This is a genomic window from Mitsuaria sp. BK041, assembly GCF_014193085.1.
Lineage (GTDB): Bacteria > Pseudomonadota > Gammaproteobacteria > Burkholderiales > Burkholderiaceae_C > Roseateles.
Map to the genome: position 1 here is coordinate 183557 of NZ_JACHYT010000001.1, position 19341 is coordinate 202897.

Consider the following 19341-nt stretch of genomic DNA (forward strand, 5'->3'; position numbering starts at 1 on the left):
CCGCATGCCCTCATGCCGCACTGATGACGAGCGACACGTTGCTCCCGCCGAATGCGAAGGAATTGCTGACCATCGACTTGGATGGGTCGAAGGCCCGCGGCTCGCGGATCACATCCGCGATCTCCTCGAGCGCGCTCGTGCGCACATTCGCGCTGCGCGGCAGCTCGCCCCGGCGCAGCGCCTGCACGCAGGCGATCAGCTCCAGCGCGCCGCCGGCGCCGATCAGGTGACCGTGCAGCGCCTTGGTCGCGCTCACCGGCACGCCGCGCGGACCGAAGACGCGCGCCAGCGATTCGGCCTCGACCGCATCGCCCACGTCCGTGGCCGTGCCGTGCGCGTTCACGTAGCCGACCTGCGCCGGATCGATCCCCGCGTCGGCCAGCGCGGCGCGCAGCGCGCGCTCCTGGCCGTCGGCATCGGGCCGCGACAGATGCACCGCGTCCACGCTATGCCCGTAGCCGGCCAGCACGGCAAGCGCCGACGCGCCGCGTGCGCGGGCGTGCGAGGCCGTCTCCAGCACCAGCGCCGCCGCGCCCTCGCCCAGCACCAAGCCACGCCGGCCGTCGTCGAAGGGCCGGCAACTGTGCGAGACCTCCTCCGGATCCGGCGGCGCCATCACGCCCATCGCCTGCCACGCGGCCACCGAGCCCGGATTCAGCATCGCCTCCGAGCCCCCCACCAGCGCCAGGTCCGCGCGGCCCTGGCGCAGCAGCATCAGCGCCTCGCCGATCGCCTGCGCCGATGACGCGCAGGCGTTGGAGATCGTCAGCATCGCCGCCCTCAGCCCGTGCCGCATCGCCAGGTGCGAGGCCGCCGAGTTGCTCATCACCCGCACCACCGTGTAGGGATGGATGCGTGGCGTCTCCTTGGTCAGGTGCTCGCCATAGGACTGCTGCAGCGCATTCGACCCGCCCAGCCCCGTGCCCCAGGCCACCGCCGCCCGCTCGGGCCGGGGCGCCGTCGCCGGCAGGCCGGACTGGGCCCAGGCTTCGCTGGCCGCCTGCAAGGCCATCAGGCTGTGCCGGTCGTGCAGGTTGCGCTGCGCCGGCGGCATGTCCTGGCCCAGCGCCTGCGTCACCGCCGCCGCCGCGAACGGCGCCACGCCGCGCGCCGGATCGCCCGGCTGCAGCGCGATCCCCGACCGTCCCCGCGCCAGCGCGTCCGCGAACGAGGCCGCGTCCGGGCCAAGCGCGCTGCAGGCGCCGATGCCGGTGATCCATACCGCTTCCGCGTTCATGCGGCTGGCGGCGCTCAGGCCGCGACCGCGGTGGCGGACGCCGCCGGCGTGCCGGCGTCGCCGTCGCCCGCCAGCAGCGCATCCACGAGTGCCGCCAGGCCGGCGATCGTCGGCTGCTTCATCGCGGCGTCGTGGTCGATCTCGATGTGGAACTTGTCCTCGACCGCGAACATGAAGTCGACCAGCATCAGCGAGTCCAGCCCCAGTTCGGCGAAGGTGACGTCGTTCTTCAGGTCGTCGGCCGACATGCCCAGGTCGTGGCAGGCCAGCTGGCGGAGTTCTTCAAGCGTGTTGCTCATGGGGGAGGTCCTCGGTCGCGGTCAAAGGGGAAAAACGCTCGGCCGGCGCCGCGACGGGCACCTGGCGAAGCAGGAACTGACGGGCGGTCTGCGTGACCGCGCCGCGCTCGTTGTCCAGGGTCAGCATGTGATAGCTGTGGTGGAACCAGTGCACCTCGGGCGTCGTGCCCAGGCGCCGCTGCAGCTCCAGCACCGAGCGCGCGCCGCTGACGTCGTCCTCGCTCGCGTGCAGCACCACGGCGGGCGCGGCGATCTGGTGCAGGTTCCGGCGCACGTGGCGGATCAGCCGCGACGCCTGATGCAGCGAGGCCGCCGGCAGCCGGTCGGCGCCGGCGGCGGAGACATGGCTCGCGTTCATCGCCTGCGCGACCCATTCGCGCAGCCGTTCGTTCTTGATGCCGTAAGGCGGCGTCTCGCGGAAGCTCAGCCACTGGCGCAGTGGCGGCACATAGGCCAGCGGCAGCAGGCGCCGCCAGGGCGAGACATTCCAGCCGTCGAAGTGCAGGCTGGTGGACAGCAGCATCAGCGCCGCCGCAGGCCGCTCGAGCGCCAGCGCCAGCGTCAGCACCGCGCCCATCGACAGGCCGCCCACGGCCACGCGGGCATGCCGGGCGGCCAGCGCGTCGAAATGCGCGGCGGCCATCTCGACCCAGGCCTCGAAGGGCGGGACCGCGCGGCGGCGCGCCGGCGCGGGCGCCCCGGCCACCGGCGGCACCACGCCGTAGCCGTCCAGCGCGGGCGCCTCCACGACGTAGCCGGCATCGCGCAGCGCGCGGGCCAGCGGCATCATCTCCAGCGGGTTCGCGCACAGGCCGTGCAGCAGCAGCACGGCCGGGCGCGGATCCAGCGCGGGCGCCGGCGGCGGCTCTGCGGCCGCGGCGGTCGTGGAGAACGGGGCAACGATGTTCGGCATGGGCGGCAGTCTGTCCAAGCTCGCTGTTGCGGACTTGACGCGAAGCTGTCGGAAAGCTGTCGGCGCCGTTGCCCTCAGGTTTCTGACAGGTCTCGGATTGGCCCCCGCAAGGCTCAAGGCTTATGCTGCCGCTCCATGCGAATCCTCCTGGTCGAAGACGATGAATTCCTGGCGGAATCCACCGCCCGGGCGCTGCGCTCGCAGTCCTGGGTCGTGGACGTCAGCGCGCGTGGCGAGCCGGTGCCGCTGTCGCTGCGCGAGGACCGCTACGACCTGCTGATCCTGGACATCGGCCTGGCCGGCATCGACGGCTTCGAGACGCTGCGACGCGTGCGTTCCCAGGGCAGCACGACCCCGGTGCTGCTGCTGACGGCGCGCGACGCGGTCGAGGACCGCGTGCGCGGCCTGGAGGGCGGCGCCGACGACTACCTGGTCAAGCCCTTCGCCCTGAGCGAGCTGATCGCCCGCGCCCGCGCGCTGGTGCGCCGCAGCCAGGCGCGCACCGGCAACGAGCTGCGGCTGTCGACGCTGCGCATGGACCTGGAGGCGCGCCGCGCCTTCATCGCCGAGGAACCGCTGGCGCTGTCGGCGCGCGAGTGGGACGTGCTGGGCTTCCTGCTGGCGCGTGCCGGCAAGGTGGTGGCCAAGGAGCAGATCGCCTCGGCCAGCAACGGCTGGGAGCAGGGCGTGAGCGACAACGCCATCGAGGTCTGCGTCTCGCGGCTGCGCGCCAAGATCGAGCCGGCCGGGCTGCAGCTGCGCACCGTGCGTGGCCTGGGCTACCTGCTCGAGGAGATGCCCGCCGCGCCGGCGGCGAAGGCCTGACCCGCGGCATGAGCGACACGCCGCGCCACCGCACCTTCAGCCTCAAGCAGCGGCTGCTGATCTGGCTGATGGCGCCGGTGCTGGTGGCGGTGCCGGCCGCCGGCCTGGTGCTCTACGACGTGATGCACGACACGGCCATCTCCTGGCTGGACCAGGCGCTGGGCGACACCGCGCTGGCCGTGGCCAGCCTGCTGCGCGAGCGCGACGGCACCGTGTTCGTCGACGTCTCCGGCGCGACCGACCGCGCGCTGCGCTTCGACCGCACCGACCGGATCTATTACCTCGTCCTCGACCCGGCCGGCGAGGTGCTGCTCGGCGACGCGCCGCTGGCGCGGCTCCAGCTGCCGCGGCGCAAGCCCAACGAATGGTTCTTCACGCTGGCGACGCTGGATGGCGAGTCGCTGCGCGCCGCGGCGCTGGGCGCCACCTGCGGCCGCTCGGTCTGCCAGATCCTGGTCGCCGAGACCCTCAACAAGCGCGATGCGCTGCAGCGGCAGCTGGCGGTGGTCGTGGTGCTGCTGATCGGCGGCATGGCGATCCTGCTGGCCGGCGCGGGCTGGTGGGCGACCTATCGCGGCCTGCGGCCGCTGGCGCGGTTGAGCGCCGAGCTGGAGCAGCGCGACCTGGCGCGCCTGGAACCGCTGCAGCCCGACGTGCCGGGCGAGCTGCGGCCGCTGATCGCGGCCTTCAACCGGCTGTTCGAGCGGCTGCGGCGGGCGTCGTCGGCGCAGCAGGACTTCCTGGCCAACGCGGCCCACCAGCTCCGCACGCCGCTGACCTCGCTGCGCACCGAGATCGATCTGGCCCTGCTGGAGCCGCACGACCCGCAGATGGAGCCGGTGCTCAAGCGCCTGCAGGGCTCGGTGGACCGCAGCGCGCGGCTGGCGACGCAGATGCTCTCGATCGCGCGCGCCGAGGCCGAACCGGGCGGCCGCGAGCAGCCGCTGGACCTGCGCGACATCGCGGCCCAGGTGGCCGAGGACTGGGTGCCGCGCGCGCTGCAGTCGGGCGCGGACATCGAGTTCGAGCTGGACAGCGCGCCCGCGCTGGGGCAGGGCTTCCTGCTGCGCGAGCTGCTGGCGAACGTGCTGCACAACGCGCTGAACTACGCCGGACCGGCGCCGCGCATCACGGTGCGCACCGGCTGCGACGGGGAGTGGTCGCGGATGGAGGTCGAGGACAACGGTCCCGGCATCCCGCCGCAGGAGCGCGAGCGCGCGCTGCGCCGCTTCGAGCGCGGCAGCGAGTCCAAGGGCACCGGCAGCGGCCTGGGCCTGGCCATCGCGCTGGACATCGCGCAGCGGCACCGCGGCCGGCTGGAGCTGCTGGATGCCGGCGCGGGCACCGGGCTGCGGGTGCGGCTGAGCGTGCCGAGGGCGGGCGCCGACGGGGCGAACTGAACGCGCGCCGGGCGCAAGGCGCCCGATCACGATGGGCAATCGCAACGGAGGTGCAACGAAGGCATCTCCGGGGCGCCGTTCATGGGGTCGTCATCGCGCGTGGACAGACTCGCGGGCTTCCTCCCTCCCGTGCCTTGCCTTTGGGCGGCCCCCCTGCTCGTGAACACTGTCCGCACCGACTCTCCCGAACCCGTCGAAGCCATCGTCTCCAACGTCACGGCCAACGCTGACCGCAGCCGCCTCGCCGCGGCGGGCGCCATGGCCGGCCTCCTGTCCCTCGCCTTGGCCGCCTGCGGCGGCAGCGGCAACGGCAGCGGTGCTCCCGAGCCCGAAGCCGGCGCCTGGACGACCGGCGACCTGCACGTGCACACCGTCCAGTCCGACGATTCGCGCACGACGCAGACGCTGGACTTCGTGCTCGGCAAGGCCTTCACCACCCACGGGCTGGACTGGATGGCGGTCACCAACCATCTGCGTTCGTCCAAGTACGACAACGACGCGAAGCTGCTGCCGGCGCCGGTGGCCTTCGCCTATGGCATGGCCGCCTACGAGATGCCCCGCGTCAAGGCGCTGCAGGCGGCCGGCAGCTACACCGGCAAGCTGATCTTCTCCGGCTTCGAGTGGGACACGCCCACCCATGACCACATCGGCATCGGCATCTTCGAAGGCGACCCGACGCTCGCCACCTCCGCCAGCGCGATGAAGGAGTTCCAGTACGTCTTCACCAACGGCGACGAGTCGCTGTTCCAGGCGGACGACCTGGCCCGCTGGAAGGCCAAGTACAGCCAGCGCGCCAACGCCACGGCCGCCGACGCGCTCAAGGGCATCGCCTGGCTGAAGGACAACTACCCGGACACCAGCTACGCGGTCATCAACCATCCGTCGCGCAATCCCGGCAAGTACACGATCGCCGACTTCCGGCAGATGAATGACCTCGCGCCGAAGATCGTCTTCGCGATCGAGGGCATGGTGGGCAACCAGATGGAGCCCAACCGCGGCGGCTACACCTCGGCCTACATCGACGCCAACAAGCCCAACCGCACCTACGGCGGCACCGACTACGTCGTCGCCCAGCTCGGCGGCGTGTGGGACGCGCTGCTGGGGGAAGGGCGGCGCATCTGGAACGTCGCGAACTCCGACTCGCACTTCGAGATCGATGCCGCCGGCAACAGCAGCGGCTACTACCCCGGCGAGTACGCGAAGAACTACGTGTGGCAGCCCAAGGGCAGCACCGGCGTCGCCGGCCTGCTGGGCAGCCTGCGCGCGGGCCGCGGTTTTGGCGTGTTCGGCGACCTGATCAACGCGCTGGACTTCCGCGCCGCGGCCGGCGGCGGCCAGGCGACCATGGGTCAGGAGCTGGTCGCCAGCGCGGGACAGACGGTGACCGTCACCCTGCGCTTCAAGAGCCCGGCGGTGAACAACTATCAGCGGCCGGTCAACAGCGGCAACCTCGGCAACATGGTGCCCAAGGTGCATCACGTCGACCTGATCGTCGGCGACGTCGGTCCCAAGGCAGTGCCCGGCACGCCGGCCTACGACGTGGCGACGAATCCGTCGACGCGGGTGCTCAAGCGTTTCACCAGCGCCGACTGGATCCTGGGCGCGGACGGCTACTACAGCGTCACGACGACGCTGCCGGCGAGCCGGAGCCAGTACCTGCGCCTGCGCGGCACCAACCTGGCCGAGGACGTGCCCGGCCTGAGCGCCGGCGGCGAGCCGCTCGCCGACCAGCCGGTGAACACGGCCGACAACGCGACGCGCCATGACCAGATCAACGACCGCAACTACGGCAGCCTGTGGTTCTACTCGAACCCGATCTTCGTCACCGTGAAGTGAGGGGCGCGACGCGGGCTCGTTCGGGGCGAGCGTCATGGACCAGCCACCGGTCGTCCGGGCGAGCACAATCGCGGCTCGGAGCTGGCCGGTTCCCAGTCCTGCGCACCCGCATCGCCATGTCCATCCGCATCGTCCAACTCGGCGTCACGCCGCGCCTGCCCGACGAGGGCGCCCGCCTCGGCACCGTGCGTCGCCCGCCGCGCGGCGTCCGCAAGGAGGACTACGCGCGCCTGGGCTATTACGACAGCTGGCTGCCGCTGCTGGCGCCCAGCGCCGAGCTGATGGCGCAGGGCAAGGCGGCCGAGGACGACCGGCAATGGGCCGCCTTCGCCAAGGCCTACCGCAAGGAGATGGGCGAGTCCGCGCCGTCGCAGCTGCTGGATGCGCTGGCGGCGCTGTCGCACTCGGCCAACCTGTCGGTGGGCTGCTACTGCGACGACCCGGCGCGCTGCCACCGCAGCCTGCTCACGCAGCTGCTGGAGGAGCGCGGGGCGGCGATCCGAAGCTGAGCGCGACGACCAGCCGCTGCGGCCCGGCCCCGCCCCCGAGGGCTCACGCCGCGCTCAGCACCGCCTGCTTCGCCGCGTTCGCCTCCAGCGGGAGGTAGGCCTGATCCGACTCTGAGCGCTTGGCCTCGCAGTTGGCCACCAGCTGCTTCTGCCATTGGCCGTGGCGGTCGAAGAGCTCCGCGATCCAGTCGACGAAGACCCGCAGCTTGGTGCTCAAGTGCCGGTTCGGCGGGTACACCACGTACAGCGGCAGCGGGTCCGACTCCCAGTCGCACAGGAAGGGCACCAGCTCGCCCGCGTCGATGTGCGGCTTGATCATGAAGTAGGGCGCCTGGATCACGCCCAGCCCCGTCAGGCCCGCCGTCATGTAGGCGTTGCCGTCGTTCACCGAGACCTTGTAGTGGCCGTAGATCTCGTAGCGCTGGCCGTTCTTGCTGTAGTCGAACGGGAAGCGCTTGCCGGTCCGGGTCGAGAAATAGCTGACCACGTGATGCTGGTCCGATTCCAGGTCCAGCGGATGCTGCGGCATGCCGTGGCGCTGGATGTAGGCGGGCGAGGCGCAGCAGCCGTAGCCCCAGTCCCCGATGCGCCGCGCCACCAGCGACTGGTCGGTGATCTCGCCGCCGCGCACGACGCAGTCGACGTTGTCGCCGATCAGGTCCACCGGGCGGTCCGACACGCCCAGGTCGATCTGGATGTCCGGATGTCTTGCATAAAACTCCGGAAGTGCCGGAATCAGCAGCAGCCGCGCCACGCTCGACGCGACGTCCACGCGGATCCGCCCCTTCGGCGCCGCGCGCGCGTGCGAGACGGAGCCCTCCAGCTCCTCGATGTCCGATAGCAGCCGCGTGACCCGCTCGTAATAGGCGGCGCCATCGGGCGTGACGCTGACGCGCCGCGTGGTGCGGTTCAGCAGCTTGACCTTGAGGTGCTCCTCGAGCGACTGGATCAGCCGCGTCACCGCGGTCTTGGGCAGGTCCAGCGATTCCGCCGCCCGCGTGAAGGTACCCGCTTCCACGACGCGCGCGAAAGCCTGCATGGCATTGAGCTTGTCCATCCTGAACCCCTGATGTCGGCGCGAGGCCGCGACTGCTGATGTGCTTCTGAGCTGCTGTTGATCGGCTGCCCATCGGCTGCCGATCGGCGCGTCTTCGTGCGCGCGCGAGGTCGCCATCCTGCCCGATCGATTGTTTCGTCGATGAAACGCTGATTCGCGCCGGGCCCTGTTTATCGGACGGCGTCCGATCTCTAAATTTCGCTGCATTGCAACATGAACCGGCCTGCCCCCACGCGGAGCAGGCCTTTGCTCCTGCCATGGATGCGCTGCCGCTGACCTCCTGCCAAGACGACCTCCTGCCCGCCGGCGACGGCGTGGTGCCGGTGCGCGTCTACAAGGGTGCCGCGCGCCGCAAGGACGCGCCGGTCGTCATGCACCTGCACGGCGGCGCCTTCACCTGCGGCGACCTGGACAGCGGCGAACTGGTGTCGCGCCTGCTGGCCGACGCGGGCGCGGTGGTGGTGGACGTCGACTATCCGACCGGCGCCGACCACGTCTTCCCGGCCGCGCTGAAGATGCTGGACGCGCTGCTGGCCGGCCTGCACAAGGCGCGCACGCGGCTGTCCGGCAAGGGCGCGCCGCTGGTTGTGGCCGGCGAGGAGGCCGGCGGCAACCTCGCCGCGGCGCTGGCGCTGATGGCGCGCGACCAGGGCCACCGCAAGCTCGCCGGCCAGATCCTGATCGGGCCGATGCTCAATCCCTGCATGGCCACGGCCTCGCTGCGCCAGGCCGAGGCCGGCTACGGCGAGTGCCGCTGGATGCACGGCTGGCGCGCCTACCTCGGCGAGGGCGAGGACGGCGACCATCCCTATGCCGCGCCGGCCAACACCAGCCGCCTCGCCGGCCTGGTGCCGGCGCTGGTCGTCAGCGCCGAGGACGACCCGATGCGCGACGAGGCCCTGGCCTACGCCCGCGCGATGAAGCGCGCCGGCGTCGACGTCCAGCAGGCGCTGATCGCCGGCCCGAGCGGCTGGCCCTGCAGCCTGATGAAGCGCCCCTCGCTGGCCGCGCCGCCGCAGCCCTGGGCGAGCGCGCTGCGCCAGAAGCTCGCCGATTTCCTGACCCTGATTCCTCCCGCCGGCCCGCGCCGGCCGCAACCCGCCTGACCGGCCCACCGAGCCTTCCCCTGACCGATCCACCGATTTCCCAGCCGTCCCGAACTCCCAACGTCTACCCCCGTCCACGGAGCACCACCATGAACAAGAAGATCTTTGCCACCTCGCTCACCGCCGTCGCCGCGGTCGTCGGGGCTCTCGTCGTCGGCCTGCACAGCCAGCAGGCGGTCGCCAATCAACCGTCGGGCGCGCCGCAGGCGATCCCCGTGTCCGTCGCCACCGTCGCCAGCCAGGACGTCGCGGCCTGGGACGAGTTCTCCGGCCGCCTCGAGGCCGTCGAGCGCGTCGACGTCCGCGCCCGGGTGTCGGGCGCGGTGCAGTCGGTGCACTTCCGGGAAGGGGCGCTGGTCAAGGCCGGCGAGCTGCTGATCACCATCGACCCCGCGCCCTACCAGGCCGAGGTCGACCGCGCCGAGGCGCAGGTGCTGGCCGCGCAGGCCCGCGTCAGCTACACGAAGAGCGAGCTGGAGCGCTCCACCCGCCTGTGGAGCGAGCGCGCCATCGCGCAGCGTGAACTCGACGAGCGCAGCAACGCCGCCAACGAGGCCAATGCCAACCTGCGCGCGGCGCAGGCGGCGCTGCAGTCGGCCAAGCTGAACCTTGGCTACACGCAGGTCCGCGCGCCGGTGGCCGGCCGCGTCGGCAAGCTGGAAGTCACGCAGGGCAACCTGGTGGCCGCCGGCCCCGGCGCGCCGGTGCTGACGACGCTGGTCTCGGTCAGCCCGATCTACGCCAGCTTCGACGCCGACGAGCGCACCGTGGCCCGCGCGCTGGGCGAGCTGCATGGCAGCGCCAAGGGCGGGACGGGCGGAGCTGGCGCGATGGGCGACCTGTCCAGCATCCCGGTGCAGATCGGCACCGCCGCCACCGCCGACACGCCCTTCAACGGCCGGCTGCAGCTGATCGACAACCAGGTCGATGCCCGCAGCGGCACGGTGCGGGTGCGCGCGGTGCTGGACAACAAGGACGGCGCGCTGATCCCGGGCCAGTTCGCCCGAATCCGCCTGGGCCAGGCCAAGTCGCGTCCGGCGGTGCTCGTCAACGAGCGCGCCGTCGGCACCGACCAGAGCAAGCGCTTCGTGATGGTGGTCGGCGCGGACAACACGCTGAGCTACCGCGAGGTGCAGCTCGGCGCCAATGTCGATGGGCTGCGCATCGTCACCACCGGGCTGAAGCCCAACGAGCGCGTGGTCGTCAACGGCCTGCAGCGGGTGCGTCCCGGCGCGCTGGTGGCGCCCACCCTGGTCCCGATGAACGCCAAGGCGGAACTCCAGGCCAAGGACGGCGCGGCGAAGGCCGACAAATCCTGACAGCACGCCGCGGACCGGATCGCCTCCGGTCCGCCGTCGTGGCCGTCAGCGGGTCGGGAGCGCCTCGGCGCTGCCCGGCACCGCCTTCCATTCCCAGTCGATCTGAAAGACTGACATGAATCTCTCCAAATTCTTCATCGACCGCCCGATCTTCGCGGGCGTGCTGTCGGTGCTGATCTTCGTCGCGGGCCTGCTCGCGGTGCGGGTGCTGCCGATCTCGGAATACCCCGAGGTCGTGCCGCCCCAAGTGGTGGTCCGCGCGCAGTACCCCGGCGCCAACCCCAAGGTCATCGCCGAAGCCGTGGCCACGCCGCTCGAGGAATCGATCAACGGCGTCGAAGGCATGCTCTACATGGGCAGCCAGGCCACCACCGACGGCCTCATGACGCTGACCGTGACCTTCAAGCTGGGCACCGACCCGGACAAGGCGCAGCAGCTGGTGCAGAACCGCGTCTCGCAAGCCGAGCCGCGCCTGCCCGAGGAGGTCCGCCGGCTCGGCCTGACGACGGTCAAGAGCAGTCCCGACCTGACCATGGTCGTGCACCTGCTGTCGCCCAACGACCGCTACGACATGACCTACCTGCGCAACTACGCGGTGCTCAACGTCAAGGACCGCCTGGCGCGGATCCAGGGCGTGGGCCAGGTGCAGCTGTTCGGTTCGGGCGACTACTCGATGCGCATCTGGCTGGACCCGCAGAAGGTCGCCGAGCATGGCCTGTCGGCCAGCGACGTGGTCCAGGCGATCCGTGAGCAGAACGTGCAGGCCGCGGCCGGCGTGGTCGGCGCGTCGCCCGGCCTGCAGGGCATCGACCTGCAGCTGCCGATCAACGCGCAGGGCCGCCTGAACAGCGAGCAGGAATTCGGCGACATCATCGTCAAGTCCGGCGCCAACGGCCAGGTGACGCGGCTGCGCGACCTGGGCCGCATCGAGCTGGGCGCGTCGGAATACGCGCTGCGCTCGCTGCTGGACAACAAGTCCGCCGTGGCGATCCCGATCTTCCAGGCGCCGGGCTCCAACGCGATCGAGATCTCCAACAACGTGCGCGCCACGATGGCGGAGCTGAAGAAGGCGATGCCCGAAGGCGTCGACTACTCGATCGTCTACGACCCGACGCAGTTCGTGCGGGCGTCCATCGAATCGGTGATCCACACGCTGCTGGAAGCGGTGGCGCTGGTCGTGCTGGTGGTGATCCTGTTTCTGCAGACCTGGCGCGCGTCGATCATCCCGCTGCTGGCCGTGCCGGTGTCCATCATCGGCACCTTCGCGGTGATGCACCTCTTCGGCTTCTCGATCAACGCGCTGTCGCTGTTCGGCCTGGTGCTGGCCATCGGCATCGTGGTCGACGACGCCATCGTGGTCGTCGAGAACGTGGAGCGCAACATCGAGTCCGGCCTCAGTCCGCGTGAAGCCACCTACCGCGCGATGCGCGAGGTCTCCGGGCCCATCATCGCGATCGCGCTGGTGCTGGTGGCCGTGTTCGTGCCGCTGGCCTTCATCACCGGTCTGACGGGCCAGTTCTACAAGCAGTTCGCGCTGACGATCGCGATGTCGACGGTGATCTCGGCGGTCAACTCGCTGACGCTGTCGCCCGCGCTGGCCGCGATGCTGCTCAAGGGCCATGACGAGCCCAAGGACTGGCTGACCCGCGCGATGGACAAGGTGCTGGGCCGCTTCTTCGGCGGCTTCAACAAGCTGTTCAACCGCGGTGCCAAGGCCTACAGCGGCGGCGTGACCAAGGCGATCTCGCGCAAGGTGATCATGCTGGTCGTCTACGGCGGCCTGCTGGGCCTGACCGTGGGCCTGTTCAAGGCGGTGCCCAGCGGCTTCGTGCCGGCGCAGGACAAGCAGTACCTGATCGGCTTCGCGACGCTGCCCGACGGCGCCACGCTGGACCGCACCGAGGACGTGATCCGCCGCATGAGCGAGATCGCGATGAAGACGCCGGGCGTGGAGCACGCCATCTCCTTCCCGGGCCTGTCGATCAACGGCTTCACCAACAGCTCCAACTCGGGCATCGTGTTCGCGTCGCTCAAGTCCTTCGACCAGCGCACCGGCAAGGGCCTGTCCGCGGGCGAGATCGCGGGCAACATGAACGCGCAGTTCGCGCAGATCCAGGACGCCTTCGTCGTGATGTTCCCGCCCCCGCCGGTGCAGGGCCTGGGCACGACCGGCGGCTTCAAGCTGCAGCTCGAGGACAAGGGCGGCCTGGGCTACGAGGCGCTCGACCAGGCGGTCAAGGCCTTCATGGCCAAGGCCCAGCAGGCGCCCGAGCTGGCCGGCATGTTCACCAGCTACCAGGTCAACGTGCCGCAGCTGTATGCCGACCTGGACCGCACCAAGGCGCGCCAGCTGGGCGTGGCGGTCACGGACGTGTTCGACACGATGCAGATCTACCTGGGCTCGCTCTACGTCAACGACTTCAACAAGTTCGGTCGCACCTACACCGTGCGGGTGCAGGCGGACGCCGCCTACCGCGCGCGCGCCGAGGACGTGGGCCTGCTGAAGGTGCGTTCGGCCTCGGGCGAGATGGTGCCGCTGTCGGCGCTGATGAAGGTCCAGCCGAGCTTCGGCCCGGAACGCGCGATGCGCTACAACGGTTTCCTGTCCGCCGACATCAACGGCGGCCCGGCCCCGGGCTACTCGACCGGCCAGGCGCAGGACGCGATCGCGCGCATCGCCGCCGAGACGCTGCCCCCGGGGATCAGCTACGAATGGACCGAGCTGACCTACCAGGAGATCCTGGCCGGCAACTCCGCGGTGTGGGTGTTCCCGCTCGCGATCCTGCTGGTGTTCCTGGTGCTGGCGGCGCAGTACGAGAGCCTGTCCCTGCCGGTGGCGATCATCCTGATCGTGCCCATGGGCCTGATGGCGGCGATGACCGGCGTCTGGCTGAGCCATGGAGACAACAACGTCTTCACGCAGATCGGCTTGATCGTGCTGGTGGGCTTGTCGGCGAAGAACGCGATCCTGATCGTGGAGTTCGCCCGGGAGCTCGAATTCGCCGGCAGGACGCCGCTGCAGGCGGCGATCGAGGCGAGCCGGCTGCGGCTGCGTCCGATCCTGATGACCTCGATGGCGTTCGTGATGGGCGTGCTGCCGCTGGTGCTGGCCTCCGGCGCCGGTGCGGAGATGCGCAACGCGATGGGCGTGGCGGTGTTCGCCGGGATGATCGGCGTGACGGCCTTCGGCCTGTTCCTGACGCCGGTGTTCTACGTGGTGGTGCGCCGCCTGACCGGCAACAAGCCGCTCAAGCAGCATGGCGAGGTGCCGCATGACGTCGAGGCCTTCGTCCAGCCCGAGCAGGGCGCGGGCCACGACTTCGGTCCGGGCGGCAACGCCCGTCCGCACCCGGCCGCGCCGCGCCACGAGCACGAGTGATCCCGCAATCTTGATCCCCGGACTTCCGGCGTCCCGCCACCGCGCGGGCGCCGGGGCCGGCGGAGCGCTTCCCGCCGCTTGCGGGGGCGCCAAGGAGTCGATGCCATGAAAACGAAACTGATGATGACGACGCTGCTGGCCGCGCTGGTGCTGGCCGGCTGCGCGACGCCGCCGCCGATCGACGAGTCGCGCCTGCCGGCCACGCCGGCGGCCTTCAAGTCGACCGCCCCCGCGACGGTGGGCGAGGCGCGCTGGGCGGTGGTCCCGCCGGCCGATGCCGAGCCGCGCGGCGACTGGTGGCTGGCCTTCGGCGATGCCACGCTGAACGACCTGATCCGCCGCTCGCTGGTCGGCAACACCGACCTGCAGGGCGCCGCGGCGCGGCTGGCGCAGGCCCGCGCGCTGCTGCGCAGCGCCAACGCCGACCGCCTGCCGCAGCTCGGCGCCAGCGCCGGCGCGGCGCGCGGCACCGTGGCGGGGCAGGGCCCGGCCGCGGCGACGGTCTGGAACGCCGGCCTGGCCGCGAGCTGGGAGGTCGACATTTCCGGCCGGCTGTCGCAGGCCAGCCGCGCGGCCTCGCTGGATGCGCAATCGCGCGAGGCGCTGTTGCAGTCGACCCGGCTGATGGTGCAGGCCGACGTGGCGCAGACCTACCTGGCGCTGCGCTTCGCCGACCAGGAGCGCCGCCTGGTGCGCGACACGGTGGCGGCCTACCGCGAGACGCTGGCGCTGACGCAGCGCCGCTACCAGGCGGGCGACGTGGCCGAGCTGGACCTGGCGCGGGTGCAGACCGAGGTGGCCGCGACCGAGGCCGAGGCGATCAGCCTGGACCGCCGCCGGGCCGAGCTGGAGAACGCCTTGTCGGTGCTGCTGGGCGAGCCGGCCTCGGGCTTCAAGGTGGCCGAGGACACGGCGCTGGCGGCCCTGCCGGCGATCCCGTCGGGCCTGCCGAGCGCGATGCTGGCGCGTCGTCCGGACGTGGCCGCGGCGCAGCGCGGCCTGCTGGCGGCGCAGGCGCGGGTGGGCGTGGCGCAGGCCGCGTGGTTCCCGAGCCTGACGCTGACGGCCAACGGCGGTTATGCCTCGCCGGAGCTGAGCGATGTGTTCCGGTGGTCGGCGCGGGCGTGGTCGGTGGACGCGCTGCTGTCGCTGCCGATCTTCGACGGCGGCCGGCGCAAGGCCGGTGTCGAATCGGCGACGGCGGGGCTGGACCTGGCGATGTCGAGCTACCGCCAGCAGTTGCTGCAGGCGCTGCGCGAGGTCGAGGACTCGCTGGTGGGTCTGCAGACCTTGTCGCAGCAGGCGGACGTGCAAGGGCAGGCGGTGCAGTCGTCGGCGCGCGCGACGGCGCTGTCGGACTCGCGCTACCGCAACGGGCTGGTCAGCCAGCTGGACCTGCTGGACGCGCGCCGCAGCGAGCTGCGCAACCGCCGCGCGGCGCTGCAGGTGCAGGCGGCGCAGTACCAGGCGACGGTCGGACTGGTGCGCGCGCTGGGCGGCGGCTGGAACGCCCCGGCCTGAGGCCCGCGGCCGGGCAAGGCCCGGCCCCTTCATTCGCGACCGGCTCATGACCGGTGCCCCTTTGGGCGTGCAGGGATGCATGCCCTTTTTTCATGATTCCAGTCAGCGCCACGGCATGTTGCCGTGGGTGTCGCTGGTTTCTCCGCCAATGGAGGTGATGGCTCGCCGGTCGCGTCACGGAGAACATCTGCCGCATCGAACCCACAAGCGACCCGGCTCCGACATGGCGACGCAAGACATCCCCGCACCGACGGCACCCACCACGTCCTTCCGTGAGGCGTTCCCCGATGATCCCTTCGACCGGGAGATGGCGAGCCATCTTGCCGACGGCGTCTTCCCCAGCTACGAAGGCCTGCCCGAGGACTACAAGCAGTGGCGATTCGAGAACACGAAGAGCATCCTGCGGGCCATCTACACGGCGGATCCGACGGCGTGGACGTCGCTCAAGAAGAATCAGAAGAAGATCATCGTGCTGCTCCTCGACAAGCTGGCCGTCTCCAACGAGAACGACGCCATCTTCGAGGTGCTGAACAGCGTGCTCGAGCTGGACGATGCCACGACGAAGCGGCTCGCCATGCAGCTCAAGAGTGTGTCCTTGCAAAGCGTCGTCTCCGCAATCGAGATCCTCCGCCGCAGGCACGAGGTGGCCGAGAAGCTGAGGGCGCTGATGAACGACCACTACCTCGACACGCTTGAGACACCGGACCTGCAGGGCATCATCGAAGCCAACACCTGGTTGTTCGGCAGTGCCTACGAGACCCTCGGGGCCGAGGAGGATACGTTCACCAAGATCGCCAAGTCGCTCCGCGATGCGGTGAAGGGCATCGACGACGTCGACGTGAGCGACCTGGATGAGAGCGAGTCAGCGTTCATCGACGGCGCGAACAAGCAGGCGGACTTGTTCCTTGCTCGCAAGGTGCCGCATTACGACTCGATGGGCCGGAGGATCTATCGCTGCATCGTGGTGGAGATCAAGCGCCCAAGCGTCGCCCTCAACTACCGGCACCTCCAGCAACTCGACGGTTATGCACAGCTGATCAAGAAGCATGCGGAGTTCGGCAGTGAGGCCATGCACTTCGAGCTGATCCTGATCGGGCGGAAGATCTCGGAGGCGGATACAGAGATCCGCAGCCGGATGCAGGGCCAGTTGCAAAAGGGCCTGACGGGGTTGGTCAGCGACGACAACCGCATGAAGCGCTTCGTCCTGAATTGGTACACCGTGCTCGACAACTTCCTGCTGAACAACCTGGCGATGATCGAGGCGCTCGAGCTGAAGCGCGAGTCCTATGCCCACGCGTCGAGGCCGGAACTCATCGCCGACATGCAGGCGCTGGCCACCTAGCCGCTGGCCATGCTTGGCTGATCGATCCGTGGACCCGCCAATCCATCAGCCGATTCGCCAATCAGCCGATCAACCGATCTACCGATCAATCGATCAGCAATGCCCGCCCGCCTTCGCCCGCAACCGCCGCCAGCCGTTGCGCATCAGCCAGGTCCCGACGCCCGCGAGCAGCAGCACGATCACCAGCGCGCCTGTCGCGCCGCTCGGCGCGCCCGCGCCTTCCGCGGCGCCGATCAAGGGGCTCAGCGCATTCCCGCCCGCCACCACCGCCGCGATCCACAGCACCGCGCCGCCCGCCAACTGCCCAAGGGCGACCAGCTTGTTCATGCCTTCACTCCGGATGTCGTCAAAGGACGCAGCGTAACGGTCGCAGCGCCGCTTCCTCGATCAAAGCCCCGCGCGCAGGAACGGCATCACCGCCGCCAGCAGCGCGTCGGGCGCCTCCTCGGGGATGTAGTGACCGCAGGGCAGGGCCTCGCCGTAGACCTCCGAGGCCACACGCCGCCATTCCGCCAGCGGATCGAAGCACTTGGCCACCACGCCCTGCGCGCCCCAGCAGACGCGCAGCGGCATTGCCAACTTGAGGCCGGCATCGCGGTCCGCCCGGTCGTGTTCGAGGTCGATGCCCGCCGCTGCGCGGTAGTCCTCGCACATGCCGTGCGCGGTGCCGGGCAGCGCCAGCGCCCGCTGGTACTCCACGAATGCGCGTGGGTCGAAGGCCGCCTGGCCCGCATGCCGGCGTCCCATCGTGTCCCGTGCATAGGCGGCAGGGTCGGCCTCGATCAGCCGCTCCGGCATGGGCGCCGGCTGGATCAGGAAGAACCAGTGCCAATACGCGCGCGCGAAGGCCTCGGTCGTCTGCTCGTACATCGCCAGCGTCGGCGCGATGTCCAGCAGCGCCAGCCGCTCGACCACCGCGGGATGGTCCGCCGCCATCCGGTGCGCCACCCGCGCGCCGCGGTCGTGCGCCAGCACGCGGAAGCGCCCATGCCCCAGCGCGGCCATCACCGCGACCAGGTCCAGCGCCATGCGCCGCTTGCTGTAGTTCGCGTGGTCCGACGCGCCGGCGGGCTTGGACGAATCGCCATAACCGCGCAGGTCCGGCATCACGACGCTGAACTGCGCCGCCAGCGCCGGCAACACGCGGTGCCAGATCGCCAGCGTCTGCGGATGGCCGTGGATCAGCAGCAGTGGCGGACCCTCGCCGCAGACGCGCGCATGGATGCGCACGCCGGGCTCGACCTCGACGGACAGGCGCCGCGCGGCCGGCGGGAACAGGGCATCGGCCGGATGCGGCTCGGCGATGAACCTGGCGGTGAAGGAAGGGGTAGAAGGGGCGCTCATGGTCCGATGCTAGGGTCGCCGTCCTCGGTCGCGCTGTCGGGCACGAGACACTGCGCCCGCGAGCGCCGCTCCCAGGCCGCCAGCGCCACCAGCACGGCGCAGGCGAAGGCGCTGGTCGCCACCGGCGGCCAGGCCTGCACGAACGGCCCCGCCGCCGCCAGCACCAGCACCGCCACGCCGTGCGACCACGGCCAGTGCCCGACCACCGCGCGCTTGAACAGCCCGACGCCGACGGCATACAGCCCCACGCCGCCGAGCAGGCACAGCGCCGTCTTCAGGTCGGTGTGGCCGTCGGGATGGGCGAGCACGAACTCGTCCGCCGCCGCGTTGACGATGATCCCGGCCACGATGGGCAGGTGGATGTAGGTGTAGGCCAGCCGCGCCAGCCGCCCCGGATCGTCGCTGTGGGTGATGCGGCCGGTGGCGAAGTCGTTGGTGGTGTCGAAGTAGAGCCACCACAGCGCCAGGCTGCCGGCGAAGGAGACCAGGAAGGCCAGCAGGCTCATCGGCGTCAGCGGCGCCGCGGCGAAGGTCGCGCCGGTGACCAGCAGCGATTCGCCCAGCGCGATGATCACGAACAGCGCGCAGCGCTCGGCCAGGTGGCCGCCGGAGACATTCCAGTCCGCGGTCGTCGACCGGCCCAGCCCCGGCACGAAGAACCCGGCCGACGGGCCGATCACCTCGATCCCCAGGGCCACGACCCACAGTGGCACCCGCAGGTCCTCATGCAGCGCGCCGGCGATCCACAGCGCCGCCGACACCGACAGCCACGCGCCGATGCGCTGGAAGTTGCGCACCAGGGCCAGGTCGGCGCCGCGCGCCGCCCAGAGGAAGAACAGCGTGCGGCCGACCTGCAGGGCGGTGAAGGACAGCGCGAACATCAGCGCGCGCTCGCCGAAGGCCTCGGGCAGCGACACCGACATCAGCAGCCCGGCCAGCATCATGGCGAACAGGCACAGCCGCACCGGCAGCCGCTCCGGGTCCAGCCAGTTCGTCACCCACGAGGTGAAGATCCACACCCACCAGACCGCCAGCATCAGGAAACCGGTCTGCGCCGCGCCGCGCAGCGTGACGCCGTCGTGGGCGAAATGCCCGATCAGCGTGTGCGACAGCTGCGTGACGGCGAAGACGAAGACGAGGTCGAAGAACAGCTCGACGAAACTGACCTTGGCATGGCCGTGCGGGTCGGGACGGCGCAGGAGGGGAATCCGGGACATCCCCGGACTGTCGCACGCGGCCATGAGCGCTCCACCG

16 protein-coding genes are annotated in these 19341 nt (G+C 70.7%); 9 read left to right on the forward strand and 7 right to left on the reverse strand.

The features are described from left to right. Positions 1-10 precede the first annotated feature (10 nt). Genes FHT38_RS00805 through FHT38_RS00815 form a run of 3 tightly spaced genes read right to left on the reverse strand, consistent with a single transcriptional unit; the run spans position 11 to position 2449 of the window. Positions 11-1237, reverse strand: coding sequence for a beta-ketoacyl synthase (locus FHT38_RS00805; RefSeq protein WP_183488939.1), 1227 nt, complete (start codon positions 1235-1237; stop codon positions 11-13). Between the two features lie 14 nt (positions 1238-1251). Next, positions 1252-1536 (reverse strand): acyl carrier protein, encoded by a 285-nt coding sequence (locus FHT38_RS00810; RefSeq protein ID WP_091720218.1) that lies wholly within the window; start codon positions 1534-1536, stop codon positions 1252-1254. Beyond that, positions 1520-2449 carry a carboxylesterase gene (locus FHT38_RS00815; RefSeq protein WP_183488942.1) on the reverse strand — a complete coding sequence of 310 codons (930 nt, stop codon included), beginning with the start codon at positions 2447-2449 and terminating at the stop codon, positions 1520-1522. The genes FHT38_RS00810 and FHT38_RS00815 overlap by 17 nt, the downstream gene beginning before the upstream one ends. A 135-nt stretch (positions 2450-2584) precedes the next feature. Between FHT38_RS00815 and FHT38_RS00820 the strand changes: the two genes are divergently transcribed. From FHT38_RS00820 to FHT38_RS00835, 4 genes are all read left to right on the forward strand, one after another. Continuing rightward, complete coding sequence (locus tag FHT38_RS00820; RefSeq protein ID WP_091720224.1) at positions 2585-3274, forward strand: response regulator transcription factor; 690 nt, start codon at positions 2585-2587, stop codon at positions 3272-3274. 8 nt (positions 3275-3282) lie between these two features. After that, entirely contained in the window at positions 3283-4674 is a 1392-nt protein-coding gene (locus FHT38_RS00825) for a sensor histidine kinase (RefSeq protein ID WP_183488945.1), read from the forward strand. A gap of 159 nt (positions 4675-4833) precedes the next feature. Beyond that, positions 4834-6510 (forward strand): S-layer protein, encoded by a 1677-nt coding sequence (locus FHT38_RS00830; RefSeq protein ID WP_310737335.1) that lies wholly within the window; start codon positions 4834-4836, stop codon positions 6508-6510. Between the two features lie 116 nt (positions 6511-6626). Beyond that, positions 6627-7019: a DUF488 domain-containing protein gene (locus tag FHT38_RS00835; RefSeq protein WP_183488948.1), complete on the forward strand. Its 393-nt coding sequence runs from the start codon at positions 6627-6629 to the stop codon at positions 7017-7019. A gap of 43 nt (positions 7020-7062) precedes the next feature. Here the strand turns inward: FHT38_RS00835 and FHT38_RS00840 are convergent, their stop codons facing one another. Beyond that, on the reverse strand, positions 7063-8076 hold the full coding sequence (locus tag FHT38_RS00840; protein WP_183488951.1) for a LysR family transcriptional regulator: 1014 nt from the start codon (positions 8074-8076) through the stop codon (positions 7063-7065). Positions 8077-8333: 257 nt separating this feature from the next. Here FHT38_RS00840 and FHT38_RS00845 point away from each other — a divergent pair, with 257 nt between their 5' ends. From FHT38_RS00845 to FHT38_RS00865, 5 genes are all read left to right on the forward strand, one after another. Continuing rightward, entirely contained in the window at positions 8334-9182 is an 849-nt protein-coding gene (locus FHT38_RS00845) for an alpha/beta hydrolase fold domain-containing protein (RefSeq protein ID WP_091720246.1), read from the forward strand. 89 nt (positions 9183-9271) lie between these two features. Further along, entirely contained in the window at positions 9272-10501 is a 1230-nt protein-coding gene (locus tag FHT38_RS00850) for an efflux RND transporter periplasmic adaptor subunit (protein WP_183488954.1), read from the forward strand. Between the two features lie 115 nt (positions 10502-10616). Beyond that, entirely contained in the window at positions 10617-13880 is a 3264-nt protein-coding gene (locus tag FHT38_RS00855; RefSeq protein WP_183488957.1) for an efflux RND transporter permease subunit, read from the forward strand. A gap of 105 nt (positions 13881-13985) precedes the next feature. Beyond that, complete coding sequence (locus FHT38_RS00860; RefSeq protein WP_183488961.1) at positions 13986-15401, forward strand: efflux transporter outer membrane subunit; 1416 nt, start codon at positions 13986-13988, stop codon at positions 15399-15401. A gap of 46 nt (positions 15402-15447) precedes the next feature. Beyond that, complete coding sequence (locus FHT38_RS00865; RefSeq protein WP_183488963.1) at positions 15448-16743, forward strand: hypothetical protein; 1296 nt, start codon at positions 15448-15450, stop codon at positions 16741-16743. Between the two features lie 93 nt (positions 16744-16836). On the opposite strand, the gene FHT38_RS00870 is transcribed toward FHT38_RS00865, so the two are convergent. From FHT38_RS00870 to FHT38_RS00880, 3 genes are read right to left on the reverse strand one after another with little or no spacing between them, the layout of a single operon-like run. Beyond that, the gene (locus FHT38_RS00870) at positions 16837-17070 is read right to left on the reverse strand and encodes a hypothetical protein (protein ID WP_183488966.1); all 234 of its coding nucleotides are present in this window, start codon (positions 17068-17070) and stop codon (positions 16837-16839) included. A gap of 60 nt (positions 17071-17130) precedes the next feature. After that, positions 17131-18087, reverse strand: a complete 957-nt coding sequence (locus FHT38_RS00875; protein ID WP_183488969.1) for an alpha/beta fold hydrolase — start codon at positions 18085-18087, stop codon at positions 17131-17133. Then, on the reverse strand, positions 18084-19304 hold the full coding sequence (locus FHT38_RS00880; RefSeq protein ID WP_183488972.1) for a low temperature requirement protein A: 1221 nt from the start codon (positions 19302-19304) through the stop codon (positions 18084-18086). Before FHT38_RS00880 ends, FHT38_RS00875 begins: the two co-directional genes overlap by 4 nt. Positions 19305-19341: the final 37 nt, after the last annotated feature.

Excerpts from the sequence above, each read along its gene's own strand:
- FHT38_RS00805 (WP_183488939.1), bottom strand. The coding sequence starts at position 1,237 with ATGAACGCGGAAGCGGTATGGATCACCGGCATCGGCGCCTGCAGCGCG.
- FHT38_RS00810 (WP_091720218.1), bottom strand. The coding sequence starts at position 1,536 with ATGAGCAACACGCTTGAAGAACTCCGCCAGCTGGCCTGCCACGACCTG.
- FHT38_RS00815 (WP_183488942.1), bottom strand. The coding sequence starts at position 2,449 with ATGCCGAACATCGTTGCCCCGTTCTCCACGACCGCCGCGGCCGCAGAG.
- FHT38_RS00820 (WP_091720224.1), top strand. The coding sequence starts at position 2,585 with ATGCGAATCCTCCTGGTCGAAGACGATGAATTCCTGGCGGAATCCACC.
- FHT38_RS00825 (WP_183488945.1), top strand. The coding sequence starts at position 3,283 with ATGAGCGACACGCCGCGCCACCGCACCTTCAGCCTCAAGCAGCGGCTG.
- FHT38_RS00835 (WP_183488948.1), top strand. The coding sequence starts at position 6,627 with ATGTCCATCCGCATCGTCCAACTCGGCGTCACGCCGCGCCTGCCCGAC.
- FHT38_RS00840 (WP_183488951.1), bottom strand. The coding sequence starts at position 8,076 with ATGGACAAGCTCAATGCCATGCAGGCTTTCGCGCGCGTCGTGGAAGCG.
- FHT38_RS00845 (WP_091720246.1), top strand. The coding sequence starts at position 8,334 with ATGGATGCGCTGCCGCTGACCTCCTGCCAAGACGACCTCCTGCCCGCC.
- FHT38_RS00850 (WP_183488954.1), top strand. The coding sequence starts at position 9,272 with ATGAACAAGAAGATCTTTGCCACCTCGCTCACCGCCGTCGCCGCGGTC.
- FHT38_RS00855 (WP_183488957.1), top strand. The coding sequence starts at position 10,617 with ATGAATCTCTCCAAATTCTTCATCGACCGCCCGATCTTCGCGGGCGTG.
- FHT38_RS00860 (WP_183488961.1), top strand. The coding sequence starts at position 13,986 with ATGAAAACGAAACTGATGATGACGACGCTGCTGGCCGCGCTGGTGCTG.
- FHT38_RS00865 (WP_183488963.1), top strand. The coding sequence starts at position 15,448 with ATGACCGGTGCCCCTTTGGGCGTGCAGGGATGCATGCCCTTTTTTCAT.
- FHT38_RS00870 (WP_183488966.1), bottom strand. The coding sequence starts at position 17,070 with ATGAACAAGCTGGTCGCCCTTGGGCAGTTGGCGGGCGGCGCGGTGCTG.
- FHT38_RS00875 (WP_183488969.1), bottom strand. The coding sequence starts at position 18,087 with ATGAGCGCCCCTTCTACCCCTTCCTTCACCGCCAGGTTCATCGCCGAG.
- FHT38_RS00880 (WP_183488972.1), bottom strand. The coding sequence starts at position 19,304 with ATGTCCCGGATTCCCCTCCTGCGCCGTCCCGACCCGCACGGCCATGCC.